A 26,042-nucleotide genomic window follows, 5' to 3' on the forward strand; every position below is an offset into this window, starting at 1 on the left:
GGGCGGCCGCGGCGGCCGCGGCGCGGTCGGCCTCGAGCAGGCGGCGCGAGATCTCGAGGCGCACCCGCTCGGCCTCTTCCGGCTCGAGCGTGCCGCGGGCCAGGTCGCGCTCCACCTCGTCGAGCTGGTCGCGGTAGATCCGGATCTCGGCCGCGGCGGCGGAGGGCGCGGCGCGTCCGCGGCGCACGAGGGCCAGCACGATCAGGGACGCCGTGATCGCCCCGAGAGCGGTGGCCAGAATCCAGAACATCGAGTCTCCTTTCGCTGCCCGCCCTATGTGCCAACGTCGCAGGACAAACACCAGCACCGCGCGACCATCCGTCACGCAGCGTTGATGGTGTCGTCTCGCGGACACCGGCGCCCGCCGCCGCACCCGCCTTGACCCAGCGGCACCCCTGACTAGCTTTGCGGCGGCAAGAAGGGAGACACACCATGTTCCGAAACCCGAAAGTCCCGTCCGCCCTCGCCGGCTTCGCGGCGGGCGTCGCGGGGATGCTGATCCTCGCCGCCTTCAGCGCGGTCGTCTACAGCGGGCACGGATTCGGCCAGCCGAAGCACCAGCCTGCGCCGATCTACACCGATTATTGAGGGCGCAGGGAACCATCCGGGCCCGCCCGATGTTGTCGCGCCAACTGTAGTTCTGGAGCGAGTAACATGGCACACCAAGATCCCGGCCACACCTACGTCCGCGAACGCGAAGTCGAAGTCCGCAAGTCGGGCGGCGGCGCGATGGCCTTCATCGTCGGCGGCATCGTCGTCGCCTTGGCGGTCATCGCCTGGATCGTCTTCTCCGACGGCAACCTGTCGGTCGGCGGAGGCAGTGCCGGCGGCAGCGCCGGCAGCGGTGACGCGACGGCGAACGTGACGGTCGAGGCCCCGGCCGCCGACTCCGGCTCGGGCGATGCCGCCCCCGCCGACGCGGCCCCGGCCGAAAGCGCCCCCGCCGAGGCACCGGCCAACTGAGCCGACGGTTTCCGCAAAGAGTGACACGCGCCGCGTCATGGCCCCGGGGCCGTGGCGCGGCCTTTCCCGTCTGCCGAACCCCGTGTCATGGAACAATCGGCCGGGGCCGTCGTTGCCCAGATGAAGCCTTGACGCGGGCCGGTCCCCGGCTCAGGTATCGGGCATCAAATGACATAGCAAAAGGGGTTTCCCATGGCTTTCGAACTTCCCGACCTTCCCTATGCCCACGACGCCCTGGCCTCGAAGGGCATGTCGAAGGAGACGCTGGAATATCACCATGACATCCACCACAAGGCCTATGTCGACAACGGCAACAAGCTGATCGCGGGCACCGAGTGGGAGGGCAAGTCCCTCGAGGAGATCATCAAGGGCACCTACGACAAGGGCGCTGTCGCCCAGTCGGGCATCTTCAACAACATCAGCCAGCTCTGGAACCACAACCAGTTCTGGGAAATGATGAGCCCAAACGGCGGCTCGATGCCCTCCGAGGTCGAAAAGGCCCTGACCGAAAGCTTCGGCTCGGTCGACAAGTTCAAGGAAGCCTTCGCCGCGGCCGGCGGCGGGCAGTTCGGTTCCGGCTGGGCCTGGCTGGTGAAGGACACCGACGGCTCGCTGAAGGTCACGAAGACCGAGAACGGCGTGAACCCCGTCTGCTTCGACCAGACCGCGCTTCTGGGCTGCGACGTGTGGGAGCATTCGTATTACATCGACTTCCGCAACAAGCGTCCCGCCTACCTGACGAACTTCCTCGACAACCTGGTGAACTGGGAAAACGTCGCCTCGCGCATGTGATCGCGACCGGAACTGCACGGCTCTGACGCGCCGGAGGCCGCCCCTGATCGGGCGGCCTCTTTCGTTGCGGCCGTCGGATTCCTGATCTTTCTGCAGAGAAAAAGCAGGGGCGCGGTTCGCCGCGGCCCCCGTGCGCCCGCGTCGATGGGCGGGGCCGCGGGCTCTCAGCCGCGGTGGCGCTTCTCGAACCGGGGAAGCATGGCGGAGAAGTCCTTGCCGCGGCCGTCCTCCTCTTCCACGAACCTCGCGTAGAGGTCGCAGGCGGCCTTCCCCATGGGCGTGTCGGCATCGGCGGTGGCGGCGGCGGCCTGGGACAGGCGCAGGTCCTTCAGCATCAGGTCCGCCGCGAAGCCGGGCCGATAGCCGTTGTCGGCGGGGGATTTCGGGCCGACTCCCGGGGCGGGGCAGTAGGTGTTCATCGACCACGACGCGCCCGACGAGGTCGAGACCACGTCGAACATCGCCTCGCGGGCAAGCCCCAGCTTGTCGGCCATCGCGAAGGCCTCGCAGGTGGCGATCATCGTCACGCCGAGGATCATGTTGTTGCAGATCTTCGCCGCCTGGCCCATGCCCGCCGCGCCGCAATGCACCGCCTTCTGGCCCATGACGTCGAACAGCGGGCGGCAGGTCTCGACCGCACCCGCGTCGCCGCCCACCATGAAAGTCAGCGTGCCCGCCGCCGCGCCGCCGGTGCCGCCCGACACGGGCGCATCGAGCGCCGAAAGGCCGTGGCCCGACGCCGCTTCGGCCACCGCCTGGCTGGAGGCGACATCGACGGTCGAGCAGTCGAGGTGGATCGCGCCCGGCTCCATCGCGGGGTGGATCTCGGCCGCGACGGCGCGCAGGATCTCGCCGTTCGGCAGCATCGTGACGACCACATCGGCGCCCTGCGCGGCCTCGGCGGCGGAGGCGGCCTGCGAAACGCCCTCGACGGCGACGTCGGTGACGTCGAAGCCCCGCACCTCGTGGCCCGCGGCGGCGAGGTTCTTCGCCATCGGCGCGCCCATGTTGCCGAGGCCGATAAATCCGATCTTCATGTGGTTCCTCCCAGGTCCAGTCCGTTCTCCGTCACCGGCGCCAGCATCCTCTGCACCTTCGCGGGATCGAAGGGCATCCAGCGTGGCGCGTGGTCCTTGTCGACGATCATCGCGCGCACGCCTTCCATCAGGTCGCCATGCTCCATCGCGCGGGAGGTCACGCGGTACTCCATGTCCAGCGCCCCCTCGATGCTGTCGAGGCGGCGCACCTGCCGCACAAGCTCCAGCGTCAGGGCTGCCGAGAGGGGCGAGACCTTGTCGAGCGCGGCGGCGGCGGCTTGCGCGGTGTCCGACGGATCGCCGGCAAGGGCCGCGCGCAGCGCCTCCCAGCTTTCGGCGGCGAAGAGGCGGTCGATGTCGGCCTGCCGCCCTTCGAGGTCGGCGGCGGGCGGCGCGGTGGCGGCGGCTGCGATACGGTCGACCTCGCCGGTTGCGGCCAGCTCTGCGGCAAGGGCGGGCCACTCGGCCTCGGGCACGAAATGGTCGGCGAAGCCCGCGAAGATCGCATCGCCCGCCGCCATCCGGCCCGCGGTGACGCCCAGGTACTCGCCGACCCGCCCCGGCGCGCGGGCGAGGAGCAGCGAGCCGCCGACGTCCGGCACCAGCCCGATCCCCGCTTCCGGCATGGCGATGCGGGAGCTTTCGCCGACGACGCGGTGCGAACCGTGGCAGCCGACCCCGACGCCGCCCCCCATGGTGAAGCCCTGCAGGAAGCTGACCACGGGCTTTCGATAATGGTAGAGCCGCGCGTTCATCCGGTACTCGTCGCGCCAGAACTGCCGCGGCCAGTGGAAATCGCCCGCGCGCCCGGCCTCGTACATCCTGGCGATGTCGCCCCCGGCGCAGAAGGCCTTTTCGCCCGCGCCGTCGATCAGGACCAGCGCGACCGCCGGATCCCTTGCCCAGGCGATCAGGGCCGCGTCGATCGCCAGGCACATCTCGTGGGTCAGGGCGTTCAGAGCCTTCGGGCGGTTCAGGGTGATGCGCCCGGCGCGCCCCTCGGTGCGGATCAGGACATCGCTCATTGCGCCAGCATCTTCCGCGCCACGATCAGGCGCATGATCTCGTTGGTGCCTTCCAGGATCTGGTGCACCCGGAGGTCGCGCACCAGTTTCTCGATCCCGTAGTCGGCAAGATAGCCGTAGCCGCCATGAAGTTGCAGGCACTGGTCGACGACGCGCGATCCCGCCTCGGTGACGAACTTCTTCGCCATGGCGCAGTGCTTGGTCGTATCGGGCGCGCCCCGGTCGTATTTCCACGCCGCCTGGCGCAGGAAGACGCGGGCGGCCTGAAGCTCGATCTCCATGTCGGCGAGGCGGAACTGGAGCGCCTGGAACTGGTCGATGGACTGGCCGAAGGCCTTGCGCCCGGCCATGTAGGCGAGGGTGGCATCCAGCGCGGCCTGCGCGGCGCCAAGCGAGCAGGCGGCGATGTTCAGCCGCCCGCCGTCGAGGCCCGACATCGCATAGGTGAAACCCTTGCCCTCTTCTCCCAGCAGGTTTTCGGAGGGAATGTCGCAATCGTCCAGCTGCACCTGTCGGGTCGGCTGCGACCGCCAACCCATCTTGTCCTCGAGCCCGCCGAAGCTGAGCCCCTTCGCCCCGTCCTCGACCAGCGCCGCCGAGACGCCCTTCGGCCCCGCCGCGCCGGTGCGGCACATCACGAGGTAGCCGTCGGAATAGCCGCCGCCCGAGATGAAGGCCTTGGTCCCCGTCAGCCGCCAGCCCTCGTTCGTGCGCTCGGCCTTCGTCTTCAGCGCCGCGGCGTCGCTGCCCGAGCCGGGTTCCGTCAGGCAGTAGGACAGGACCATTTCCATGCTCAGCGCCTTCGGCAGCACCCGCGCCTTCATCTCGTCCGAGCCGTAGCGGTCGATCATCCACGCGCACATGTTGTGGATCGAAAGGAACGCCGCGACCGAGGGGCAGGCCATCGACAGCGCCTCGAACACCAGCGCCGACTCGAGCCGGCCCAGTCCGCTGCCGCCGCTCTCTTCCGAGACGTAGATCCCGGCCAGCCCCAGGTCCGCCGCCTTCGGCCAGAGGTCGCGGGGGATCGTCCCGGCCTTCTCCCAGTCGCGGGCATGGGGGGCGATGTGCTCCTGTCCGAAGGCGCGGGCCATGTCGAAGATGGCCTGCCGTTCCTCTCCGAGGTCGAAATCCATGGGCTCCCCTCCCGAAACCGCCGCAGCCGCACAGGCACGGATGCCTCTTTGTCAGACGGCAGCGCCCGCGGCGCAAGCCTCGATCTGGCGGGGTTGCGTGGTGTCTGCCGCGCCGCCGCAGGGCCGGGCGCAGAAAGCTGTCAAGCGGCGGGCGTTTTCCGTTCCGCCCTCGGCAATTTTGCGCTAGGCTCGGGGCAACGGCCGGAACAGGCCGACAGAGCAGAGCAGGCCATGACCCTTACACAACGATTAGCACCCGTTCTCGCGGGGCTCGTCCTCCTGTGCGCCCAGCCGGCCCGGGCCGAGGACGACCTCAACGCCCTCGCGCGGCCCGACCTCGAGCGGTCGGAGATCGCGGATTTCGGCGCCAACCTCCAGATCACCCTCACGCTCAGCCAGCCGGTGCCGTTCCGCATCTTCACGCTGGACGCGCCGCGGCGGCTGGTGATCGACTTCTCGGTGGTCGACTGGGCGGGGCAGGACATCGCCGCCATCGACCACAGCGACGTCGTGGATGGCGTCGTCGCGGGGCCGTTCCACAGGCAGTGGTCGCGCGTGGTGATGAACCTGACCGAACCCATGGCGCTGGAGACAGCCGGGATGGCCACCGGCGACGGCGGCGGCGCGGCGGTCCTGAAGATCCAGCTGGCGCCCACCGACGAGAAGAGCTTCGCCGCCGCCGCGGGTGCCCCGGAGGGCGCGCGCCTGTCGCTGCCCGCCACGGCGCAGGTGGCGGCGCGGCCCTCGGGCGGCGCCGAGGCGCGTCCGCTGGTCGTGATGCTCGACCCCGGGCACGGCGGCATCGACCCGGGCGCCGAGGCCGGGGGCGTGTTCGAGGCCGACCTGATGCTGCGCTTCGCGCTCGACCTGCGGGGGGTGCTCCAGCAGAACCCGCGCTTCCGGGTGGTGATGACGCGGGAAAGCGACGTCTTCGTGCCCCTCGAAACCCGCGTGTCCGCGGCGCGGGAGGCGGGGGCGGACGTGTTCCTGTCTCTGCACGCCGACGCGCTGGCCGAGGGGCGCGCCTCGGGCGCCACGGTCTATACCCTGTCCGAGGAGGCCTCGGACGAGGCGTCTCGGGTGCTGGCCGAGCGGCACGACCGCGACGACCTCCTGGCCGGGCTCGACCTCAGCGGGCAGGACGACGTGGTTGCGACGGTGCTTATGGACATGGCCCGGCTGAACACCACGCCGCGCTCCGACCGGCTGGCGCGGGCGCTGGTGCAGGGGCTTTCGGAGCAGACGGGCAACCTGCACAAGCGGCCGCGTCTTCGCGCCGGATTCTCGGTGCTGAAGGCGCCCGACATCCCGTCGGCGCTGGTCGAACTGGGGTTCCTGTCCAACAGCGCCGATCGCACGCGCCTGCGCGACCCGGCCTGGCGGCAGCGCGCCGCGGTCGGCATCCGCAACGCGCTGGTGGCCTGGGCCGAGGAGGACGCGCGCAAGCCCCGGCTGATCCGGCCCTGAGGCGCCGCGGCATCGCCAAATCGTGACCTGTCGCTCCGCGGGAATGCGCCTGAGGGGGCGACAGCGGTTTTGACCACGCCGGGGCCCTCGTCTATGAAGGGCCACCATCGCAGGAGGCCCCAAGTCATGGTCCGCTTCATCCTCGCCTTTTTCGGGGCGATCTTCAGCTGGCTGACGCTGGCGGCCCTGTTCGCGGCGCTGACCATCGGCGCGGTGTTCTGGATGTATTCGCGCGACCTGCCGAACACCGACCAGCTGGCGCAGTACGCGCCGCCGACGATCAGCCGGATCTACTCGGGCGAGGGGCGGATCATCGACGAGTTCGCCGAGGAGCGGCGCCTCTTCGTGCCCGCCGACGAGATCCCGGACCTGGTGAAGCACGCCTTCATCTCGGCCGAGGACAAGAACTTCTACACCCACAAGGGCTATGACCCGCGCGGGATGCTCGCCGCCGCCATCACCGCGGCCAAGGGCGGTTCGCTGCGCGGCGCCTCGACGATCACCCAGCAGGTGATGAAGAACTTCCTGCTGGGCGGCGAACGATCGGCCGAGCGCAAGGTGAAGGAGCTGATCCTGGCCTCGCGGATGGAGGGCACGCTGTCGAAGGACAAGATCCTGGAACTGTACCTGAACGAGATCTTCCTCGGGCAGAACTCCTTCGGGGTGGCCGCCGCGGCGCAGACCTATTTCAACAAGACCCTGTCCGAGCTCACGCCCGCCGACGCCGCCTATCTCGCCTCCCTGCCGAAGGCGCCGTCGAACTATCACCCCGTGCGCGACAAGGAGGCGGCGATCACCCGCCGCAACTTCGTGCTGCGCGAGATGTTCGAGAACGGCTACATCACCGAGGCCGAGTACCGCGAGGCGCGCGTCGCGCCCCTGCGCTCGGTGCAGAACGGCGATTACGAAAGCTTCCGCTCGGCCCTGCCGCCGCGCGACTACTTCACCGACGAGATCCGCCGCCAGCTCTCGGGCGAGTTCGGCGAGACCGAGTTCTTCACCGGCGGGCTCAGCATCCGCGCCACCATCGACCCCGAGTTGCAGGAGGTCGCCGCCGAGGCGCTGCGCGAGGCGCTGGAAAGCTACGACCGCGGGCTTGGCATCTGGCGCGGCACCGGCAAGACGATCGAGCCCGCCAAGCTCGGCTCGGAGGAAAGCTGGCGCGCGGCGCTGGCCGAGACGAACGTGCCGCGCGACGTGGTGCTGGAGAACCCCTGGCATCCCGCGGTGGTGCTGGAGGTCGGCGAGACCTCGGCGCGCATCGGGATCGAGGGCGTGGAGGAGGACGGCGAAGGCCACTGGATCGAGCCGAAGGATGTCGAGTGGGCGAGGAAGCGGCTGAAGGGCGGCAAGCTCGGGCCGCGGGCGAAGGTGGCGGGCGACCTGCTGGATGTCGGGGACGTGGTGCTGGTGCGCAAGATGACCAGCGACAGCGACGGCTCGTTCATCCGCTGGACGCTGCGCCAGGTCCCGGAAGTGCAGGGCGCCTTCATGGCGATGGACGTGCACAACGGCCGCGTGCTGGCGATGCAGGGCGGCTTCTCCTACCAGTACTCGGTGTTCAACCGCGCCACCCAGGCGACGCGCCAGCCCGGTTCGTCCTTCAAGCCCTTCGTCTATGCGGCGGCGCTCGATTCCGGCTTCTCGCCCGCGACGATCGTGGTCGACGCCCCGATCGAGATCAACACGCCCCAGGGCCTGTGGCGGCCGAAGAACTATTCCAACAAGTACTACGGCCCGACCCCGCTCAGGACCGGCATCGAGCAGTCGCGCAACCTGATGACCGTGCGCCTGGCCGAGGAAGTGGGCATGGACACCGTCGCCCGCTATGCCGAGAAGTTCGGCGTCTACGACAATATGGGCCGGTTCCTGGCCAATGCGCTTGGCGCCGAGGAGACGACGCTGTTCCGCATGGTCGCCGCCTATTCCATGTTCGCCAACGGCGGCGAGCGGGTGGAGCCGACGCTGGTCGACCGGGTGCAGGACCGCAACGGCGCCACGGTCTACAAGCACGACCAGCGGACCTGCCCGGAATGCACGCTCGCCTCGCTGGCCCCGGGCGAGTCGCCGGCCATCACCTCGAACCGCGAGCGGGTGATGGACGCGATCACCGCCTACCAGCTGACCTCGATGATGAAGGGCGTGGTCGAACGCGGGACGGCGCGCGGCAAGATCCACCTGAACGTCCCCGTCGCGGGCAAGACCGGCACCACCAACGACGAGAAGGACGCCTGGTTCGTCGGCTTCACCTCGAACATCGCCGCGGGCTGCTACATCGGCTACGACCGGCCGCGCCCCATGGGCCGCTCCGGCTCGGGCGGCGGGCTCTGCGCGCCGGTGTTCGACCGGTTCATGCAGAAGGCGACGGCGAAGTACGGCGGCGGCCCGTTCGAGGTGCCGCCGGGCGGACAGTTCATCAACATCGACCGCTTCACCGGCGCGCGGCTCTCCGACAGCGCCACGGGCGACAACGTGATCGCCGAATACTTCCGCCTCGGCGAAGAGCCGGTGTTCGGCGTCGCCTTCGACGGCGGCTTCGCCATGGGCGCGAACCTGCCCTTGTTCTCCTCGGGCGAGGGCGCGGACGAGGGGCAGAACGTGCGCACCTCCACCGGCAGCGTCGCGAAGATCCCGAAGAAGCGGGCGAGCTTCGGGTCGCTGTCCTCGGGCGGGCTCTACTGACCGACGACGGGCAGTCCCGTGCCTCCCGCCCGGTGTTCCGGGCGGGGCGGACTTGTCTCCCCGGGGTCGCGTTGTTATGACGAACTGCCCGAGAAACTCCCTTTTCAGGATCCTGCCTTCATGCGCGCCGAGACGCAGTCCACCATCGAGTCGATCCGCAAGTCGCTGCACCTTCTGGGCCAGCGCATGGATGTCGAGACCGCCCCCCATCGCATGGAGGAGTTCAACGCGATGGTCGAGGATCCGAACCTCTGGAACGATCCCGACAAGGCGCAGAAGCTGATGCGCGACCGGCAGATGCTGGTCGACGCCATGGCGCGCTACGAGGGGATGAGCCAGGAGCTGTCCGACAACATCGAGCTGATCGAGCTGGGCGAGATGGAGGACGACGACGAGGTGGTGGGCGAGGCCGAGGCGGCGCTGAAGGCGCTGGCCAAGCGCGCCGCCGAGGCCGAGATCGAGGCGCTGCTGAACGGCGAGGCCGACGGCAACGACACGTTCCTCGAGATCAACTCGGGCGCCGGCGGGACGGAATCGTGCGATTGGGCGGCGATGCTGGCGCGGATGTATGTCCGCTGGGCCGAGAAGAAGGGCTACAAGGTCGAGTTGCAGTCCGAAAGCGCGGGCGAGGAAGCGGGGATCAAGTCCGCCGCCTACAAGATTTCCGGACCGAACGCCTATGGCTGGCTGAAGTCCGAGAGCGGCGTGCACCGGCTGGTGCGCATCTCGCCCTACGACAGCGCGGCGCGGCGGCACACGTCCTTCTCGTCGGTCTGGGTCTATCCCGTCGTCGACGACAACATCGAGATCGAGGTGGCGCCGAACGAGATCCGGATCGACACCTACCGTTCTTCCGGCGCGGGCGGGCAGCACGTCAACACCACGGATTCGGCGGTGCGGATCACCCACCTTCCGACGGGCATCGTCGTGACGAGTTCGGAGAAGTCGCAGCACCAGAACCGTGACATCGCCATGAAGGCCCTGAAGTCGCGGCTCTACCAGATGGAGCTGGACCGCAGGAACGCCGCCATCACCGAGGCCCACGACAACAAGGGCGACGCGGGCTGGGGCAACCAGATCCGCTCCTACGTCCTTCAGCCCTACCAGATGGTGAAGGACCTGCGGACGAACGTGGAGACCTCCGACACGCAGGGCGTTCTCGACGGCGATCTCGACCGGTTCATGGCGGCGACGCTGGCGCTGGACGTCACCGGCAAGTCCCGCGCCGAGGCCAACGCCGAGGACTGAGCCTCAGCCGATCAGGCCCAGCTGCACCGCGCTCCATACCAGGGCGACAAGCACCGGCTGGTGGATCAGGTAGATCACCAGCGAATGCCGCCCGGGCCAGCCGAGCGCTGCGGTCAGGCCGGAGATGGGCCGGGGCGTCCAGAAGGCGCTGCGGATCGTCAGCTGCGTGATCGCGAGGCCGACCAGCAACGGCGCGAGCCAGGGGAAGACCGGCTCGAAATCCACGGTGTTGTAGCGGACGGTGCCGAGCCCGGTCCAGCCGAGCCATTTCGGATCGAACAGCGGACTTGCCACGTTGAAGGCCACCCAGACCACGGCGGCGGCCCCGGCAAGGCTGACCCACCACGGCAGCCGCACGAAGAGCAGCCCGATCAGCGATGCGGTGGCGATCGAATGGAGGATGCCGAAGAACACGAAGGCGCCCGGCATCGCCACATAGGTCGCGAGGCTGACCAGCGCGGCCGCGACGGCGATCACCCCGATCCGCTTCAGCGCGCGGCCGAGGTGCAGGCGCTCGCGGTTGGCGAGCTTCAGGCCGATCCCGGCAAGGAACAGGAAGCTGCCCGCGGTCAGCACGGCAAGCCAGCGGAAGCCCCCGCTCAGCGCCACGTCGCTGGAGACCACGCCGAACATCATCAGGTCGTAGATCAGGTGATAGACCGCCATGGCGACCAGGGCGAGGGTGCGCGCGATGTCGATGGCCGCGACGCGGCGCAGGGGCGGGGCCTTGGCATCGGTCATCTCAGGGGAAGACCACGAGCGAGCGTTCGTCCCAGCTGATCCGGGCGCGGTCGCCCCGCTCCAGAACCTTGCGGCCGACGAGGTTTTTCATCGACACCGTGACGGGACTTTCGGTGCCGTCCAGCAGCACCTGGTAATAGGTCATGTCGCCGTAATAGGCGAGTTCCACCACCTTGCCGTCGGCGACGCGCACCGGCGTCTTCTCGCCCTCGAACAGGACCGACATGGTTTCGGGACGGATGCCGATGTGCCCCGAGCCCGAGGGCATCCCCGAGGGCGCCTGGTCCGGCTGCACCTCGGCCCGGCCCAGGCCCGCGATCTCCAGCGTCCTGCCGTCCACCTTCGCGGGCAGGAAGTTCATCACGCCAATGAAATCCGCCACGCGCCGCGTCACCGGCCGGCGATAGAGCGTCTGGGGATCGGCCAGCTGCGCGATCTCGCCCTCGAACATAACAGCGATGCGGTCGGACATGATCAGCGCCTCTTCCTGGTCGTGGGTGACGAGGATGAAGGTGATCCCGACATGGCGCTGCAGGCGCCGCAGCTCGTTCTGCATCTGCTCGCGCAGCTTCTTGTCGAGCGCCGACAGCGGCTCGTCCAGGAGCAGCACCTTGGGGTGCAGGATCAGCGCCCGGGCCAGCGCCACCCGCTGCCGCTGCCCACCCGAGAGCGCATGGGCGGCCCGCCCGCCATAGCCGCCAAGCCCGACCATCTCGAGCGACTCCTCGACCATCTTCTGCTTCGCGCTGCGGTCGAGGTCCGACCGGCGCCGCAGCCCGAAGGCCACATTCTCGGCCACCGTCAGGTGCGGGAAGATGGCATAGGACTGGAACACCATGTTGGTCGGCCGCCGGTTCGCGGGCACATGGGCCATGTCCTTGCCGTCGAGCAGCAGCACGCCGTCCGACGGATCCTCGAACCCCGCGATGGTCCGCAGGAGCGTGGTCTTGCCGCAGCCTGAGGGCCCGAGCAGCGAGAAGAACTCGCCCGCGCCGATGTCGAGGTCGATGCCCCGGAGCGCGTGGTAGTTGCCGTAATACTTGTGCACGCCCCGAAGCGACACGATGGGCGGGTTCTTCACAGGAAGCCTCCGGTGTCTTTGCGCCCCGCCTTGGCGATGCCGCGGCGGCGCATGAATTCGGCGAAGGTCAGCAGCGTCACCGACATCGCGACAAGGATGGTGCCAAGGGCCATCACCACCGGGATCTTCTGGGGAAACCTCAGCTGCCCCCAGAGATAGACCGGCAGCGTCGGTTCGGTCCCCGTCAGGAAGAAGGCGATGATGAACTCGTCGAGCGAGATCGTGAACGAGATCAGCAGCGCCGAGACGATGCCGGGCATGACGAGGGGCAGGGTGATGAGCCGGAAGGTGCTCCAGGCCGTCTCGCCGAGGTCGTAGGCCGCCTCTTCCAGCGAGGCGTCGAGGTTGGCGAAGGCCGAGTTCAGGATCGCGATGCAGAACGGCGTGCAGATCAGCGTGTGCCCCAGGATCACCGTCCAGTGGCCCAGTGGCAGGCCGAGCGCCAGCAGCACCACCAGCATCGAGACGGCGACGATGATCTCGGGCAGCACCAGCGGCAGCATGATGAAGCCGAGGATCGGCGCCTTGCCGGGAAAGCGGTACTTCGCCCCGGCCCGCGCGGCGCAGATGCCGAGAACGGTCGACAGAAGCGCGGTCGAAACAGCGATGATCAGGCTGGTCTTCACCGACTCGACCAGCGCCGGGGTGTTCGGGATCTCCCGGAACCACTGAGTGGTGAACTCCGAAAGCGGGAAGGCGATGATGGTCGAGCTGTTGAAGGCGAAGATCGGCAGCAGGATGATCGGCGCGTAGAGGAACAGCAGGTAGAGGAGCGCGTAGCCGCGCAGCAGCCCGCCGCCCTTCACGACCGGCCCCGGAGGTACTTGCGGTTCAGGAACAGGAAGAACAGCGCGATCAGCGTGACGATCGACATGGCGATCACCGCCAGCGCGGCGCCCATGGGCGCGTTGTTCAGCTTCAGGAACTGGGTCTGGATCATGTTGGCGATCATCAGCCCGTCCGGCCCGCCGACGAGACGCGGCGTGACGTAGTCGCCGATGGTCGGGATGAAGACGATCAGCACCGCGGCGACGATCCCCGGCACGGCAAGGGGCAGGGTGACGCGCAGGAAGGTCATGACGTGGTTCTCGCCGAGGTCGCGCGAGGCTTCGAGCAGCGAGCGGTCGATCTTCTCGAGACTGACGAAGATCGGCAGGATCGCGAAGGGCGCGAAGGCATGGGCCAGCGTGATGACCACGGCATTGGCGTTGTAGAGGATGAAGGTCAGCGGTTCGTCCGTGATCCCGAGGCCCTGCAGCGTGGTGTTCAGCACGCCGTTGTAGCCGAGGATCACCTTCCACAGGAACACCCGGATCAGGTAGGAGGTCCAGAACGGGATGGTGATGAGGAAGATCCAGAGCGACTTCCTGTGCGGCGGCACGTGGAAGCTGACGAAATAGGCGATCGGGAAGGCGAGGATCACGGTGGCCAGCGTGACCGAGCCCGCGATCAGCACCGAGCGCAGCATCAGTTGCATGTAAAGCGGCTCGGAAAAGGCCTCGCGATAGTTCTTCAGCGTCGGCGTGAAGTCGATGGTCAGGAAGTCCTGGCTCCAGAAGCTGAAGGCGAGGATCGCGGCCAGCGGCACGGCCAGTAGAAGAAGCGCATAGAGGGCAGGAGGGCTGACCATGAGCAGGCCGCGGGCGGCCTCGGAACGGGCAAGACGGGACATGGCCATGCGGCGGGGGCGCTCCCTCGGTGGGTTGCGGAATGTTTCGCAAGTGCAGCGGAAAGTGCAACAGGGAAAATGCCGCGGTATGGTCCAAGGCGGTAGGATGGGTGATATCACCCATCCAACGGAGAAGACATGTGCCCGCGACAGGGTAGGATGGGTGATATCACCCATCCTGCGTCTCAGCCGTCGGGCGCGATCAGGCCGAGGCCGCGCAGGTAGATGCCGATCCCGGTCTCCAGCAGGTCCTCGGGCGGAAACGGCGACTTCGTTCCGGGCGAGCCGCGGGCGAAAAGCTCGACCACGCCGTGGGACATCGCCCAGATATGGGCCGAGAACATCTGCGGCGGCGGGCGGCGTTCGGGCGGGATGTGCTGCGACAGTTCCGCCGCCGCCTTCTCCAGCACTCCGAGACCGCGGCGCGCGACCTGCGCCAGCTCGGGCGTGCGGTTGATCGAGATGCCCGATTCGAACATCGCCACGTAGTGGCCCGGATGGCGCCGCGCGAAGGCGAGATAGGCGCGGCCCGTGGCGGCGAAGGCCGACAGTGCCGAGGGCTGGCCGGAATCGTAGGCGTAATCCATCAGGTCGGCGAAGATCTCGTAGCCCTGGCGCGCCACCTCGGCGATCAGGTCCTCGCGCCCCTCGAAATGGCGGTAGACGGCGGCCGGCGTCACCCCCGCCTGCTTCGCCGCCTCCGAGAGGGTGAAGCCGGTCGGCCCCTTCTCCTCGATAAGCTGCAGCGCGGCCTCGACCAGCGCCTGGCGCAGGTTGCCGTGATGGTAGCCGCGCTTAGCCGTTCCCATCGGAATCCCACAGGTCGACCCCGCCGCAGATCTTCGGGTCGGGCGTGCCGATGGCGGCCTCGTCCTTGCCGTCGAAATCTATTCGCGACAGCACCGCCTGGATCGCCGCGATCCGCGCGCGCCGCTTGTCGTCGGCCCGGATCACCGTCCAGGGGGCCGCGGCGCCGTCCGAGCGCGCCAGGGTCTCGGCGATGGCCTCGGAATAGGCGTCCCAGCGTTTCAGCCCCTCGACGTCGATCCAGCTGAGCTTCCACTGCTTCAGCGGGTCGTGTTCGCGGGCCAGGAACCGGCGCAGCTGCTCGGCGCGGCCGACGTTCAGCCAGAGCTTGACCAGAACGATGCCGTCGTTGACCAGCATCTCCTCGAACCGCGTCACCTGGTTGAAGAAGCGCTCGCGCTCGGCGTCGGTGCAGAAGCCGAACACCTTCTCGACCACGCCGCGGTTGTACCAGGAGCGGTCGAACAGCACGATCTCCCCGGCCGATGGCAGCTCCTCGACGTAGCGCTGGAAGTACCATTCGCCCTGTTCGCGCTCGGTCGGCTTGGACAGCGCCACGGTGCGGCAGACCCGGGGGTTCAGGTTACGGGTGAAGCGCGCGATGGCGCCGCCCTTGCCGGCCGCGTCGCGCCCCTCGAACACCACGGCCAGCCGCTTGCCCGTCGCCTTCACGTCGGCCTGCAGGCGGACGAGCTGCAGCTGGAGCCTGTCGAGCGCGTCGTCGTAGGCGTCGCGCTCCATCCGTTCCCCGTAAGGGAAGCCCGGGTCGATGATGTCCTTCTTCTCGCCCGTGCGGATCGCGGTGCGCACCGCCTCGGGGGCCTCGTCGTTGTAATAGCGGCTGATCGCGCCGTCGAAGGGCAGGCTCATGGGGGCTCCTCACGCTTGTCCCAAAGGTAGGGGCGTGGCCGGCTCAGCGCAATCCGGCGCGTCTGGCGGCGCGGTCGATGGCATCGACGACGGCCTGCGGCTGGACGTGGTGGGGCATGTGGCCGACATCGTCGAGCAGGACCAGGTGCGCGCCCTTCACCTGTTTCGCCAGCACCTCGGAGTGGATGTCGGGCGGCACCACCTCGTCCGCCTTGCCGTGCACGATCTCGAGCGGCAGGTCGAGCGTGGCATAGCGTTCGGACATGGCGACGACATGGGGGCGCAGGGAATCCACCTGCCGGGCGTTGGCGCGGAAGGTCGCGCGGCGCAGGGTCAGGGGCCAGCCGATCCGCTCGAGATAGCCGGGGGGCACCGGGTTCGGCCTGAAGATCTCGCGCAGCGCGGCCTCGACCTGGGACTTGCCCGCGAAGGCGGTGATCAGCGGCACGATGGCGGCGCCGCCGACCGAGGAGGCGGTGAGCCCGTAGAGGAAGCCGAGCCCGCCCGGCCAGGGCTCGGTCGCGCCCGAGACGATCACCGCCGCCGCCGGATCCTGGTCCAGCGCCCAGGCCATGGCGACCGCGCCGCCGTAGGAATGGCCGAGGACGATGGGACGCCGCACGCCGATCTCGTCGGCGGCCTTCTTCAGGAAGGCGGCCTGCTGCTGCGGGCTTTCGGCGGTGGTGTCGAAGGGTCCGCCGAAGGCGTCGGAGACGCGGTCGGTATAGCCAAGCCCGGGGCGGTCGAAGGCGATGACGCGGTAACGGTCCGTCAGCCGGTCGATGAAGCCGATGGTGAAATCCCGGGTCGATCCCGAGGCGCCGTGGATCAGCACCAGGTCCGGACCTTGCCCCGCCTCGACATAGTGGACCCGCTGCCCGTCGACCTCGACGAAGCGGCCCTCGGGCGGATAGGCGGCCTCGGCCGCCGCCTCGATCCGGTCGGCCCGGCCGTCGACAAGGGCGCCGCAGCCGCCGAGGGCGGCCATGGCGACGATCAGGCTAGTGGCCAATGCGCGAAATCTCATAGGGCGTGGTCTGGTATATCTGGTTGATCCAGTTGCCATATAGAAGGTGCGCGTGGCTGCGCCAGCGGTTCTGCGGCTTCTGCGAGGGGTCGTCGTCGGGATAGTAGTTGCCGGGCACGTTGATCGGCGTGCCGTTGGCCACGTCGCGGTCGTACTCCTGCTTCAGCGTGTCGCTGTCGTATTCGAAGTGGTTGAAGATGTAGAGCGCCCGGTGCCCCGGATCCTCGACCAGCGCCGGGCCCACCTCGTCGCTGCCGAGCAGCGTGGTCAGACCAGGCGCCGCGTCGATCTCGTCCTGGCGCATCTCGGTCCAGCGGCTGACCGGGATCACGCAGTCGTCGGAGAAGCCGTTGAGGTAGGGCGAGGCGGGGGCGAGGTTGGTGTGGCGGAAGCAGCCGAAGGCCTTGGCGGGCAACAGGTGCTTCCGCACGCCGTGGAAGTGGTTGATCATCGCCATGCCCCCCCAGCAGACGCCGAAGGTCGAATGGACATTGGTCTGGGTCCAGTCCATCACCTCCTTCAGCTCGTCCCAATAGGTGACCTCCTCGAACTCGAGGTGCTCGATCGGGGCGCCAGTGATCACGAGGCCGTCGAACTTCTCGTCCTTCACCTCCTGGAACGGGCGATAGAACGCCTCCATGTGGGCGGCGGCGGTGTTCCTGGTCTGGTGCTCGGACATGCGGATCAGCTGGAAGTCGATCTGCAGCGGCGTCGCACCGATCAGCCGGGCGAACTGGTTCTCGGTCTGGATCTTCTTCGGCATCAGGTTCAGCAGCGCCACCCGGAGCGGGCGGATGTCCTGGCTGGCCGCCAGCTCCTCGGACATGACCATGACGCCCTCGTCCTTCAGCACCTGGAAGGCGGGCAGGGTGGAGGGCAGGCGGATGGGCATGGCGGCGGATCCCTGGTTGCGGAGCGCGATAGGTAGACCCAAAGCGCGGCGATTGCCAGAGCCGCCCGGCGCGGCGCGGACAATCCGCCGCGCGGCCCCGTGCTGTTGCGCGGAGCGGGCGCAGGATGGGTGATGTCACCCAGCCTGCCCTCGGGATCAGCCGCCCGCCGCCCGCCGCTCCAGCGCCTCGGCGATCAGCGCGTCGAAGTCCTCGGGGCTCTGGACTGCGAAGACCCGGTCGGCGGTGACGCTCACGCCCCAGTGCCGCGCCATCGCGGCATAGAGCGGCTGGCGATGGGCCAGCGCCCGGGCATAGGTCCAGCGCACGAAGGCGTCGGGATCGACCCGGTCCTCGGCAACTTCGTGGCTCGCCAGGTACTCGGCCCATTCGGCGCGCAGCACGTCGGGTCGATAGTACATCGGCTTCGGCGCCCGGTCGAACCGGCGCACCAGCTTCTCGGTATGGGCGGCGCTGCCCTCGATCCAGACCGGCAGCAGATGCCGGGAGAGCGGCTTCAGCACCGGATCCTCGGGATCCTCGGGGTTCACCACCTCGCAGATCGACCCGCCGGTGTCGCAGATGAAGTTGTCGTAGCCGTAGAGGTCCGAGGCGCGGCCGATGAACGGCACCGCGTCGAGCAGCGCCGCGATCTCGGCCGTGCGGTGCTGGTCCTGGCGGCGCATGTATTCGTCGAAGGGCAGGCCGCCCTTCGCGGGATCGCCCGGCTTGCCGAGGTAGGTCGAGAGCGGCGCGAGATTGTCGAATGTGATGTTGCTGGCGACATGGATCGAGTCGCTCATCAGCAGCTCGCGCAGCAGCGGCACCTTCATCGCCTCGCGCTTGAAGTTGTCGGCGATGTGCTCGCCCATGTAGCGGGTGCCGATGCGGTAATCGACGGAGTAGTGGAACCAGCCCCCGGACCTGCGCAGCATGTTGCCGAGGTGCGTCTTGCCCAGGCCCGACATGCCGAACACCATCACCCGCTTCTGCGGCGCCGCGCGCCAGGCTTCGGCACTGTCGTAGATCATCCACCGCTCTCCCGTTCTCCGGTGCTCCTCCTACTGTGCGCGGCGGTCCGTGACCAGAGGTCAGGCGGCGACGCGGCGGCGGGCGCGGGTGTTCAGGATCAGGAGGCCGGTGCCGAGGATCGCGAAGCCGAGATAGGCCGTAGGGTGCAGCGCCTCTCCGAGGATCAGCGCGCCGAGGGTGATGGCCACGGGCGGGATCATCAGGGTGCAGAGCATCAGGTTGCCCGCCCCGGCCATGGCCAGCACCCGGTAGTAGAGCAGGTAGGCCAGGGCGGTCGCCATGACGGCGTAATACCCGATGGCGATGAACGTGCGCGGCGCGAGGTCCGGCCGCGGCGGGCCGTCGAGCGTCCAGGCCGCGGGCACCATGATGAGGGCCGAGGCGCTGAGCATCCCCGCCGCGGCCACCACCGGGTTCAGCCCCTGGAGCGTGCGCCGCGCCCAGGCCCCCGCCAGCGCATAGCTGAACGTGCCCCCCAGCACGGCCAGCTGCGCGAGCGAGCGGATGTCGAACTGCGCCAGCGAGTCGAGCCCGATCGCCGTCGCCACCCCGAGGAAGCCGAGCGCCACGCCAAGGGCCCGGCGCGCGGTCAGCCGTTCGTCCGCGAAGACCGCCGAGGCGACGAGGACGCCGAAGATCGCCGTGGTGGCGTTCAGGATCGAGGTCAGCCCGGTCTCGATGTGCAGCTGTCCCCAGGCCATCAGCGAGAAGGGCAGGATGTTGTTCAGCAGTCCCATGACGACGAAGGCGCCCAATGTGCCGCGGCCCTTCGGCAGCGGCAGGCGGCCAAGCGCCACCACCGCCCAAAGGATCGCGGCCGCCCAGAACACCCGGTGCGCCACGACCCAGGCCACGGGCACCTCGTCCAGCGCGATGCGGATCGAGACGAAGGAGGCGCCCCAGAGGCAGGAGAGCAGCAGCAGCTCGGCCCACGCGCGGGGGGAAAGGTATTTCTGTGCGATCATGCGGCAGGTCTAGCAGGGGCCGGCGGGATGCGCGATCCGGTTCCTGCGCATCCCCGCCGCCCTGCGCGTCCGGCGAAACGGAAAAGGCCCCGCCTGCAACCTGCAAGCGGGGCCCTGCGCATACCGTCGCGCGGCACTCAGAACTTGAACGCCACCTTCAGACCCACGGCAACGGCGTGGTTGTCGGTGAAGCTGGAGAACGTGGTGCCCGGCGGGAAGCCCTGGCCCGGGGTGGTCGAGGTCGGCGCCTGGGTCGTCGTGTCGCCAAGCGCGACGTAGCGGGCGCCGAGCGTCACCTCGAACTGGTCGCGCTCGTAGGTGACGGCGACGCCGATGGACTTCTGCCCGTCCGTCGGCCCGAGGTTGCCCGAGAAGCCGCCCATCGGATCCTCGTAGGAGGCGAAGATCGCGCCCGACCAGTTGGGGGTGAAGCGGCGCCCGACGCCGAGCGTCCAGGTGATCGTGTCCGAGTTGTAGTCGACCAGCGCCATGCCGGTGGAGGCGCGGTAGATTGTCGGGTCGATGGTGAAGGCCGTCCAGTCGACATAGCGGATCGAGCCGAAGACCAGCGTGTCCTTGGCGACGCCGCTCTGGAACTCGAGGTTCACCGACTGCGGGATCTCGACGGGCATCGCGGTCGACAGGGCGATGGGGGCGCCGGTGGCCGGGTTGACGGCGGATTCGTTGGCGGTGAAGGCGTGCTTGATCGCCGAGTTGTAGGTCAGCGCGACGCGCAGCGCGATCTCGGGCTTCTCGTAGGCGACGCCGACGACATAGCCGTAATCCGTCTCCTTCGGCACGTCGAGCTTGTAGCCGTTGAAGAGCGACACCTGCCCGCCGGTCCTGAGCGCCCGCAGGCCGCCGAAGACCGAGAAGTTCTCGTTGATCTTGTAGCGTCCGAGGAGCGTCGCCGCGTTGCTGTCGATGCTGGCCTGCGAGCCGCCGAAGGCGAGGGTCGAGCCGCCGTAGAGGTAGCCGGTGTTCGGGCGGTAGAAGGTGTCGGCGCCGATCGGCTCATCGATGACGAGGGCCAGGTCGACCTTCTCGTTCACCGCCATCTTGAAGCCGAAGGAAAGCGTCGAGTAATCCTCCAGCACGTCGCCCGAACTGGCGCCCGCGGGCGATGTCGCACCGGCGGGCACCTGCTGCACGCCGCTCACGCTGGGCTTGACGTTGCCGTAGCTCAGTTCGACGTAGTTGCCCGGTTCGAACAGGATCAGCGCCGACTGGGTCGAACGCTCGACGCCGGCGGCGAAGGCTCCGGTGGTCGACAGGGCGACCAGTGTCGCGGCGGAGATGGCTGATTTCACGGTGGTTCCTCCCAAGAACTGTTAATGTTCTCGTAGCGGAACCGTGATCTCGGTCAATTCGCGACCCTACGTCACACGTAAAACGGGAAACGCAGCGTCACGAAACTGTCACGCTCTGGCGCCGTCCACGCGCTTCGGTCCAGATGTTCAGGTAGTTGGCGCCGAAGATGACGATGGCCCCGACCAGCACCCAGATGTCCAGCGGCTCGCCGTACAGCAGCATCCCGACCGCGGCGATCACCGGCAGGCGCAGGAAGTCGAAGGGCATCACGATCGAGGCGGGCGCGAAGGTCAGCGCCTTGGTCAGGCACATGTGCGCCAGAAGCCCCGCGATGCCGACCAGCACCACCAGCGGCACCAGCGCCGGCGAGGGCACGGCGATGTCCCCGTCGAACCCCGCGCAGGCCAGCCCGAAGGCCGCCTGCATCACCGTCAGCCAGAACAGGATGCAGGTGATCGACTGGTCGTGCGTCAGAAGCTTGGTGAACAGGGCCGAGCCCGCGAAGCCGACCGCCGCCAGCGCCGCGGCGGCGAGGCCGGGGTCGAAGTGATCGACGGCGGGGCGGGCGACGATCAGGATCCCGGCGAAGCCCGAGAGCGCGCAGAGCAGCCGCGCAAGCGTCAGCCGTTCCTTCAGGAACAGCGGCGCGCAGAGCGTCACCCAGAGCGGCGACGAGAACTCCAGCGCGAAGACCTGCGCCAGCGGGATCATCGTCAGGGCGTAGAACCACAGGTTCTGGCCGGTGAAGTGGAAGACGTTGCGCACCAGGTGGGTGCCGATCCGGTCGGTGCGGATCTGCCCGAGCGTCCCCCACAACGCGCCGCAGCCCACCACGATGGCGATGCCGATGAACGAGCGGTAGGTCATGATCTCGAAGGTGTCGAGCTCGCTCGACAGGCTGCGCCCGGCCACGGCCATGGAGGAGAACGAGACGATGGCGCCGATCATCCACAGCGCCGCCTTCAGCGGCTGCGGCGCATCCTCGGAGCGCAGGCCGGCGGTGGCGCGGATCGTGGCGCCGGAGGAGGGCGAAGGCGGGGTCATCTGTCTCTCGTCATTCCGGGACGGGGGAAGTCATTCCCACTCGATGGTGCCCGGGGGCTTCGAGGTGATGTCGTAGGTGACCCGATTGATCCCCTTCACCTCGTTGATGATCCGCGTCGCCGTCTCGCCCAAAAACTCGTGGGTGAAGGGATAATAGTCGGCCGTCATTCCGTCGACGCTGGTGACGGCGCGCAGCGCGCAGGCGAAATCGTAGGTGCGCCCGTCGCCCATCACGCCCACGGTGCGCACGGGCAGGATCGCGACGAAGGCCTGCCAGATCTCGTCGTAAAGCCCGTGCTTGCGGATCTGGTCGATGTAGACGGCATCGGCCTTCCGCAGGATCTCCAGCTTCTCGCGGGTGATCTCGCCCGGGCAGCGGATGGCGAGGCCGGGGCCGGGGAAGGGGTGGCGGCCGATGAAGCTGTCGGGCAGGCCCAGCTCGCGCCCGAGCGCGCGGACCTCGTCCTTGAACAGCTCGCGCAGCGGCTCGACCAGCTTCATGCCCATCTTCTCGGGCAGGCCGCCGACGTTGTGGTGGCTCTTGATCGTGACCGAGGGTCCGCCGGAGAAGGACACCGACTCGATCACGTCGGGATAGAGCGTGCCCTGCGCCAGGAACTCGGCCCCGCCCAGCTCGTCGGCGTGCTTCTGGAACACGTCGATGAAGAGGCCGCCGATGATCTTCCGCTTCGTCTCGGGGTCGGACACGCCCTCGAGGCGGCCCAGGAACAGCTCGGATTCGTCGGCGTGGATCAGGGGCAGGTTGTAATGTTCGCGGAACATGCCCACGACCTGCTCGGATTCGCCCTGCCGCATCAGGCCGTGATCGACGTAGACGCAGGTCAGCTGGTCTCCGATCGCCTCGTGGATCAGCACCGCCGCGACCGAGCTGTCGACGCCGCCCGAGAGCGCGCAGATCACCCGGCCCTTGCCCACCTGCTCGCGGATCTTCTGCACCGCCTGCTCGCGGTAGGCCTCCATCGTCCAGTCGCCGGTGAAGCCCGCGATCTTCACGAAGTTCTCGTAGAGCGTCTTGCCGTTCGGGGTGTGGTGCACTTCGGGATGGAACTGGACGGCGTAGAAGCGGCGGTTCACGTCGGCGATGACGGCGAAGGGCGCATTGGGCGAGGTGCCCGAGACCTCGAACCCCGGCGCGATCCTCGCGACGTGGTCGCCGTGCGACATCCACACCTGTTCGCGCCCCTCGAGAAACCAGCCGGTCAGAAGGTCGGTGGCGTGGTCGGTGGGCGTGACATAGGCGCGGCCGAACTCGGCGGTGCCGTCGCCGCGCAGCACCTGGCCGCCCAGCATGTGCATCATCGCCTGCTGGCCGTAGCAGATGCCAAGGACCGGCACGCCCAGCTCGAACACCTCGGGCGGGGGCAGGGGGGCGCCTTCGTCGATCACGCTGGCGGGGCCGCCGGACAGGATCACAGCCTTCGGCGCGAACTCCGACAGGAAGTCCGGCGTGACGTTCTGGAACGGGTGGATCTCGCAGTAGACGTTCAGCTCGCGCAGGCGGCGGGCGATCAGCTGCGTGACCTGGCTGCCGAAATCGACGATCAGCAGCCGGTCGTGGGATTGGGCGATATCGGTCATGTGCCGCCCTTACGGCAGGGCGGGCGCTTAGGCAAGATGGCCCGTCGCTCAGCGGATCGGCGACAGCAGCACCGGCTCCGTCACCAGCGCGCGGACGCCGTGGCTGTGCTCTTCCTCGAAGGCGTTGCCCCGTTCGGCCCAGCGGTGCAGCGACGAGATGTCGAGCCGGGCGCAGCGGGGCCGCACGCTCCACGTCACCTGGAGCGGAGAGCAGGTCTCGGCACTGTATTTCGGCCCCGTGGTCGACCCCGCGAAGACCACCGGCGCGCCCGTGTCCCAGGGCAGGATGCGTGGCTGGGGGTGGCCGTTGATGATGGTGTGGGCGAAGTCGAAATTGGCGAAATCGTGCGCCGAAGGATCGTTCACCAGGAGGAACACCTGCGATTCCACCCTGAGCTGCGGGTTCGAGCAGGCGTCGCTGAGGCAGGCGCCGAGCCCCGGGCCCGGTTCGACGGTGCAGGTGGAGAAGACCCAGTGCACCTCCAGCGTATCGCCGGGCTTCACCCCGTGGAAGGCGCCATGACCCTTGGCGGGATCCTCCAGTTCCGCCGCGCTCAACTGCTCGGTCTCGTTGCAGCGGTATCCGCCGTGTTCCCCCTCCCCGGCGAAGACCGAGAAGCCGGGCCCCTTGTGTTCGGCCTGGGTGTGGGTGTGGATGTTGCAGAGGTTCATCTCGACCGCGGGCGGCGCGATGTTGAAGGCCTGCCTGTTCAGCCCCTCGGTCGCGGCGATGTCGCGGGGCGCCTGCGGGCCGAAGCCGCGGCAGATCTCCCCTGCCGTCGCGGTCCCACCAGGGACGAGCGCCAGCATCAGGGCCACCAGCCGCCACACCGCACAATCCATCGCATTTTCCTCCGTCAGGGCCGTCCACGTCAGGCAGGGGTAAGGCCATGGGCTTAACCCGACGTGAACGCGCGCCGCAGGGGCGATGTCGCTTTTCCCCCCAATGCGACGCAATCGCGGCGCAGCCGACACGGGCGTTGGAGTAGGGGAGGGAGAACCGGAACACGAGGCGGAGTAGGGACGATGACAGAAGCCGTGACGTCGCGCAGGGCAAGGGGAGGCGGCGGGGCCGCGCGCCGGGCCGAGCGCACCGCGATCAGCGTGGAAAGCGCCCGCTTCATCGAGCGGCAGATCCCGAACCTCGACATCCTGAACGACGAGGCCATCGAGATCATCGAGCGCAACGCCGAGACGGTGCTGGCCGAGATCGGCGTGAACTTCCCCGAGAACCCGAGGGCGCTCGCCCTCTGGCGCGAGGCGGGGGCCGATGTCGAGGGCGAGCGGGTCAGGATCCCCCGCGGCCTCGCCCGCCAGCTCTGCTCGACCGCGCCCTCGTCCTTCGTCCAGCACGCCCGCAACCCGGAGCGCAACGTCGAGATCGGCGGCCGCAACCTGGTGCTGGCCCCGGTCTATGGTCCGCCCTTCGTGCGCACCGCCGCGGGCGGGCGCCGCTATGCGACGATCGAGGATTTCCGCAACTTCGTGCGCCTCGGCTACATGTCGAAGTGGCTGCACCACTCCGGCGGCACGGTCTGCGAGCCGACGGACGTCGCGGTGAACAAGCGCCACCTCGACATGCTGCACGCCCACATGACGCTGTCCGACAAGCCCTTCATGGGCTCCGTGACCGAGCCGAGCCGCGCGCAGGATTCGGTCGACATGTGCAACCTCCTGTTCGGCGCGGACTTCGTGCAAGCGAACACGGTGATGACCTCGCTCATCAACATCAACTCGCCGCTGACCTTCGATTCGGTGATGATGGGCGCGCTCGAGGTCTATGCCGCGAACAACCAGGCCTCCATCGTCTCGCCCTTCATCGTCGGCGGCGCCATGGCGCCGGTGTCGGTCGCGGGCACGCTGACCCAGGTGCTGGCCGAGATCCTGACCGGCGTCGCCTATTCGCAGCTGGTGAGGAAGGGCGCGCCGGTGATTGCCGGCGCCTTCGTGACCTCGATCGACATGAACTCGGGCGCGCCCACCTTCGGCACGCCGGAAGCCGCGCAGATCACCTATGGCACCGGGCAGCTGGTGCGCCGCCTCGGGCTGCCCTACCGCTCGGCCGGGGCCTTCTGCGGCTCGAAGCTGCCCGATGCGCAGGCCGCCTACGAATCGGCGAACTCGCTGAACATGGGGCTGCTCTCGGGCGTGAACTTCATGCTGCACGCCTGCGGCTGGCTCGAAGGGGGGCTCGTCGCCTCGTTCGAGAAGTTCGTGATGGACGCCGACCAGCTCGGCGCGCTGCACGGTCTCGCCCGCGGCATCGACATCACCGAGAACGGGCAGGCGATGGGCGCCATCGCCGAGGTCGGGCCGGGCGGCCATTACCTTGGCTGCGCGCACACCCAGGCGAACTTCAAGTCGGCTTTCTGGCGCAGCGAGCTGTTCGACTACAAGCCGTTCGAGACCTGGGACGAGGAAGGCGCGCGCGACACCGAGACGCTGGCGGCGGCGCGGGTGGCGAAGCTGCTGGGCGATTACCGCCAGCCGCCGCTCGATCCCGCCATCGACGAGTCGCTGCGCGACTTCGTGCGCCGGAGGAAGGACGCCGAGGCCGACGCCTTCGCCTGAGTCGCGCCACGTCACGGATCATGGCGGGAGGGCGGGGAGACCCGGCCCTCCCGCTGTCATTCCGGAGCGGCACGAAAGCGCCGAC

At 68.6% G+C, this 26,042-nt stretch carries 25 protein-coding genes; 7 read left to right on the top strand and 18 right to left on the bottom strand.

Going from position 1 to position 26,042, the window contains the following annotated elements:
• A partial coding sequence (gene ccmI / locus A7B20_RS17300; RefSeq protein WP_102109838.1) for a c-type cytochrome biogenesis protein CcmI occupies positions 1–250 on the bottom strand: 250 nt, incomplete at its 3' end.
• Positions 251–432: 182 nt separating this feature from the next.
• Between ccmI and A7B20_RS21335 the strand changes: the two genes are divergently transcribed.
• From A7B20_RS21335 to A7B20_RS17310, 3 genes are all read left to right on the top strand, one after another.
• Positions 433–588: a hypothetical protein gene (locus A7B20_RS21335; RefSeq protein WP_157937717.1), complete on the top strand. Its 156-nt coding sequence runs from the start codon at positions 433–435 to the stop codon at positions 586–588.
• A gap of 66 nt (positions 589–654) precedes the next feature.
• The gene (locus A7B20_RS17305; RefSeq protein ID WP_102109839.1) at positions 655–963 is read left to right on the top strand and encodes a hypothetical protein; all 309 of its coding nucleotides are present in this window, start codon (positions 655–657) and stop codon (positions 961–963) included.
• 192 nt (positions 964–1,155) lie between these two features.
• Complete coding sequence (locus A7B20_RS17310; RefSeq protein WP_102109840.1) at positions 1,156–1,755, top strand: superoxide dismutase; 600 nt, start codon at positions 1,156–1,158, stop codon at positions 1,753–1,755.
• A gap of 164 nt (positions 1,756–1,919) precedes the next feature.
• Here A7B20_RS17310 and mmsB read toward each other — a convergent pair whose 3' ends face one another.
• The 3 genes from mmsB to A7B20_RS17325 are packed head-to-tail and all read right to left on the bottom strand — an operon-like array spanning position 1,920 to position 4,953.
• Positions 1,920–2,792, bottom strand: coding sequence for a 3-hydroxyisobutyrate dehydrogenase (gene mmsB, locus A7B20_RS17315; RefSeq protein WP_102109841.1), 873 nt, complete (start codon positions 2,790–2,792; stop codon positions 1,920–1,922).
• On the bottom strand, positions 2,789–3,817 hold the full coding sequence (locus A7B20_RS17320) for an enoyl-CoA hydratase/isomerase family protein (protein WP_102109842.1): 1,029 nt from the start codon (positions 3,815–3,817) through the stop codon (positions 2,789–2,791). Before A7B20_RS17320 ends, mmsB begins: the two co-directional genes overlap by 4 nt.
• Complete coding sequence (locus tag A7B20_RS17325) at positions 3,814–4,953, bottom strand: acyl-CoA dehydrogenase family protein (RefSeq protein WP_102109843.1); 1,140 nt, start codon at positions 4,951–4,953, stop codon at positions 3,814–3,816. The genes A7B20_RS17320 and A7B20_RS17325 overlap by 4 nt, the downstream gene beginning before the upstream one ends.
• 231 nt (positions 4,954–5,184) lie before the next feature.
• On the opposite strand from A7B20_RS17325, the gene A7B20_RS17330 reads away from it, so the two are divergent.
• From A7B20_RS17330 to prfB, 3 genes are all read left to right on the top strand, one after another.
• Positions 5,185–6,420, top strand: coding sequence for an N-acetylmuramoyl-L-alanine amidase (locus A7B20_RS17330; protein WP_102109844.1), 1,236 nt, complete (start codon positions 5,185–5,187; stop codon positions 6,418–6,420).
• Positions 6,421–6,546: 126 nt separating this feature from the next.
• Positions 6,547–9,102, top strand: coding sequence for a penicillin-binding protein 1A (locus A7B20_RS17335; protein ID WP_102109845.1), 2,556 nt, complete (start codon positions 6,547–6,549; stop codon positions 9,100–9,102).
• Positions 9,103–9,222: 120 nt separating this feature from the next.
• Positions 9,223–10,350, top strand: coding sequence for a peptide chain release factor 2 (gene prfB / locus A7B20_RS17340; protein ID WP_102109846.1), 1,128 nt, complete (start codon positions 9,223–9,225; stop codon positions 10,348–10,350).
• 3 nt (positions 10,351–10,353) lie between these two features.
• Here prfB and A7B20_RS17345 read toward each other — a convergent pair whose 3' ends face one another.
• The 14 genes from A7B20_RS17345 to A7B20_RS17410 form a co-directional block, all read right to left on the bottom strand.
• Positions 10,354–11,091: a heparan-alpha-glucosaminide N-acetyltransferase gene (locus A7B20_RS17345; RefSeq protein WP_102109847.1), complete on the bottom strand. Its 738-nt coding sequence runs from the start codon at positions 11,089–11,091 to the stop codon at positions 10,354–10,356.
• Position 11,092: 1 nt separating this feature from the next.
• On the bottom strand, positions 11,093–12,172 hold the full coding sequence (locus tag A7B20_RS17350; protein ID WP_245867059.1) for an ABC transporter ATP-binding protein: 1,080 nt from the start codon (positions 12,170–12,172) through the stop codon (positions 11,093–11,095).
• Complete coding sequence (locus A7B20_RS17355) at positions 12,169–12,978, bottom strand: ABC transporter permease (protein WP_102109848.1); 810 nt, start codon at positions 12,976–12,978, stop codon at positions 12,169–12,171. The genes A7B20_RS17350 and A7B20_RS17355 overlap by 4 nt, the downstream gene beginning before the upstream one ends.
• On the bottom strand, positions 12,975–13,850 hold the full coding sequence (locus tag A7B20_RS17360) for an ABC transporter permease (RefSeq protein ID WP_425437183.1): 876 nt from the start codon (positions 13,848–13,850) through the stop codon (positions 12,975–12,977). The genes A7B20_RS17355 and A7B20_RS17360 overlap by 4 nt, the downstream gene beginning before the upstream one ends.
• Positions 13,851–14,026: 176 nt before the next feature.
• Complete coding sequence (locus A7B20_RS17365) at positions 14,027–14,650, bottom strand: TetR/AcrR family transcriptional regulator (protein ID WP_102109849.1); 624 nt, start codon at positions 14,648–14,650, stop codon at positions 14,027–14,029.
• On the bottom strand, positions 14,637–15,518 hold the full coding sequence (gene ppk2, locus A7B20_RS17370) for a polyphosphate kinase 2 (protein WP_102109850.1): 882 nt from the start codon (positions 15,516–15,518) through the stop codon (positions 14,637–14,639). The genes A7B20_RS17365 and ppk2 overlap by 14 nt, the downstream gene beginning before the upstream one ends.
• A 43-nt stretch (positions 15,519–15,561) precedes the next feature.
• Positions 15,562–16,530 (bottom strand): alpha/beta fold hydrolase, encoded by a 969-nt coding sequence (locus tag A7B20_RS17375; protein WP_245867062.1) that lies wholly within the window; start codon positions 16,528–16,530, stop codon positions 15,562–15,564.
• Positions 16,520–17,437 (bottom strand): homoserine O-acetyltransferase MetA, encoded by a 918-nt coding sequence (metA, locus tag A7B20_RS17380; protein ID WP_102109852.1) that lies wholly within the window; start codon positions 17,435–17,437, stop codon positions 16,520–16,522. The genes A7B20_RS17375 and metA overlap by 11 nt, the downstream gene beginning before the upstream one ends.
• A 156-nt stretch (positions 17,438–17,593) precedes the next feature.
• A complete protein-coding gene (locus A7B20_RS17385; protein ID WP_102109853.1) occupies positions 17,594–18,466 on the bottom strand; it encodes an ATPase in 873 nt (290 codons plus the stop codon).
• A 60-nt stretch (positions 18,467–18,526) separates the two neighbouring features.
• Entirely contained in the window at positions 18,527–19,432 is a 906-nt protein-coding gene (locus A7B20_RS17390) for a DMT family transporter (RefSeq protein WP_102109854.1), read from the bottom strand.
• A gap of 137 nt (positions 19,433–19,569) precedes the next feature.
• Positions 19,570–20,742, bottom strand: a complete 1,173-nt coding sequence (locus tag A7B20_RS17395; RefSeq protein WP_245867064.1) for an outer membrane protein transport protein — start codon at positions 20,740–20,742, stop codon at positions 19,570–19,572.
• Positions 20,743–20,839: 97 nt separating this feature from the next.
• Complete coding sequence (locus A7B20_RS17400) at positions 20,840–21,787, bottom strand: DMT family transporter (RefSeq protein WP_102109856.1); 948 nt, start codon at positions 21,785–21,787, stop codon at positions 20,840–20,842.
• A 30-nt stretch (positions 21,788–21,817) separates the two neighbouring features.
• Entirely contained in the window at positions 21,818–23,386 is a 1,569-nt protein-coding gene (gene guaA / locus A7B20_RS17405; protein WP_102109857.1) for a glutamine-hydrolyzing GMP synthase, read from the bottom strand.
• Positions 23,387–23,434: 48 nt separating this feature from the next.
• Complete coding sequence (locus A7B20_RS17410) at positions 23,435–24,229, bottom strand: delta-class carbonic anhydrase (protein WP_157937718.1); 795 nt, start codon at positions 24,227–24,229, stop codon at positions 23,435–23,437.
• Between the two features lie 183 nt (positions 24,230–24,412).
• Here A7B20_RS17410 and A7B20_RS17415 point away from each other — a divergent pair, with 183 nt between their 5' ends.
• Positions 24,413–25,957: a trimethylamine methyltransferase family protein gene (locus tag A7B20_RS17415; protein WP_102109858.1), complete on the top strand. Its 1,545-nt coding sequence runs from the start codon at positions 24,413–24,415 to the stop codon at positions 25,955–25,957.
• Positions 25,958–26,042 lie beyond the last annotated feature (85 nt).

This window comes from Oceaniglobus roseus (genome assembly GCF_002869745.1).
Classification (GTDB): Bacteria; Pseudomonadota; Alphaproteobacteria; order Rhodobacterales; family Rhodobacteraceae; genus Oceaniglobus; species Oceaniglobus roseus.

What these genes read in the sequence shown, in the direction of transcription:
- A7B20_RS17365 (WP_102109849.1), bottom strand. Translation starts at nt 14,650, where the DNA reads ATGGGAACGGCTAAGCGCGGCTACCATCACGGCAACCTGCGCCAGGCG.
- prfB (WP_102109846.1), top strand. Translation starts at nt 9,223, where the DNA reads ATGCGCGCCGAGACGCAGTCCACCATCGAGTCGATCCGCAAGTCGCTG.
- A7B20_RS17415 (WP_102109858.1), top strand. Translation starts at nt 24,413, where the DNA reads ATGACAGAAGCCGTGACGTCGCGCAGGGCAAGGGGAGGCGGCGGGGCC.
- A7B20_RS21335 (WP_157937717.1), top strand. Translation starts at nt 433, where the DNA reads ATGTTCCGAAACCCGAAAGTCCCGTCCGCCCTCGCCGGCTTCGCGGCG.
- A7B20_RS17325 (WP_102109843.1), bottom strand. Translation starts at nt 4,953, where the DNA reads ATGGATTTCGACCTCGGAGAGGAACGGCAGGCCATCTTCGACATGGCC.
- guaA (WP_102109857.1), bottom strand. Translation starts at nt 23,386, where the DNA reads ATGACCGATATCGCCCAATCCCACGACCGGCTGCTGATCGTCGATTTC.
- A7B20_RS17400 (WP_102109856.1), bottom strand. Translation starts at nt 21,787, where the DNA reads ATGACCCCGCCTTCGCCCTCCTCCGGCGCCACGATCCGCGCCACCGCC.
- A7B20_RS17410 (WP_157937718.1), bottom strand. Translation starts at nt 24,229, where the DNA reads ATGGATTGTGCGGTGTGGCGGCTGGTGGCCCTGATGCTGGCGCTCGTC.
- ppk2 (WP_102109850.1), bottom strand. Translation starts at nt 15,518, where the DNA reads ATGAGCCTGCCCTTCGACGGCGCGATCAGCCGCTATTACAACGACGAG.
- A7B20_RS17330 (WP_102109844.1), top strand. Translation starts at nt 5,185, where the DNA reads ATGACCCTTACACAACGATTAGCACCCGTTCTCGCGGGGCTCGTCCTC.
- A7B20_RS17310 (WP_102109840.1), top strand. Translation starts at nt 1,156, where the DNA reads ATGGCTTTCGAACTTCCCGACCTTCCCTATGCCCACGACGCCCTGGCC.
- A7B20_RS17335 (WP_102109845.1), top strand. Translation starts at nt 6,547, where the DNA reads ATGGTCCGCTTCATCCTCGCCTTTTTCGGGGCGATCTTCAGCTGGCTG.
- A7B20_RS17320 (WP_102109842.1), bottom strand. Translation starts at nt 3,817, where the DNA reads ATGAGCGATGTCCTGATCCGCACCGAGGGGCGCGCCGGGCGCATCACC.
- A7B20_RS17360 (WP_425437183.1), bottom strand. Translation starts at nt 13,850, where the DNA reads ATGGCCATGTCCCGTCTTGCCCGTTCCGAGGCCGCCCGCGGCCTGCTC.
- mmsB (WP_102109841.1), bottom strand. Translation starts at nt 2,792, where the DNA reads ATGAAGATCGGATTTATCGGCCTCGGCAACATGGGCGCGCCGATGGCG.
- A7B20_RS17305 (WP_102109839.1), top strand. Translation starts at nt 655, where the DNA reads ATGGCACACCAAGATCCCGGCCACACCTACGTCCGCGAACGCGAAGTC.
- A7B20_RS17390 (WP_102109854.1), bottom strand. Translation starts at nt 19,432, where the DNA reads ATGATCGCACAGAAATACCTTTCCCCCCGCGCGTGGGCCGAGCTGCTG.
- metA (WP_102109852.1), bottom strand. Translation starts at nt 17,437, where the DNA reads ATGCCCATCCGCCTGCCCTCCACCCTGCCCGCCTTCCAGGTGCTGAAG.
- A7B20_RS17385 (WP_102109853.1), bottom strand. Translation starts at nt 18,466, where the DNA reads ATGATCTACGACAGTGCCGAAGCCTGGCGCGCGGCGCCGCAGAAGCGG.
- A7B20_RS17345 (WP_102109847.1), bottom strand. Translation starts at nt 11,091, where the DNA reads ATGACCGATGCCAAGGCCCCGCCCCTGCGCCGCGTCGCGGCCATCGAC.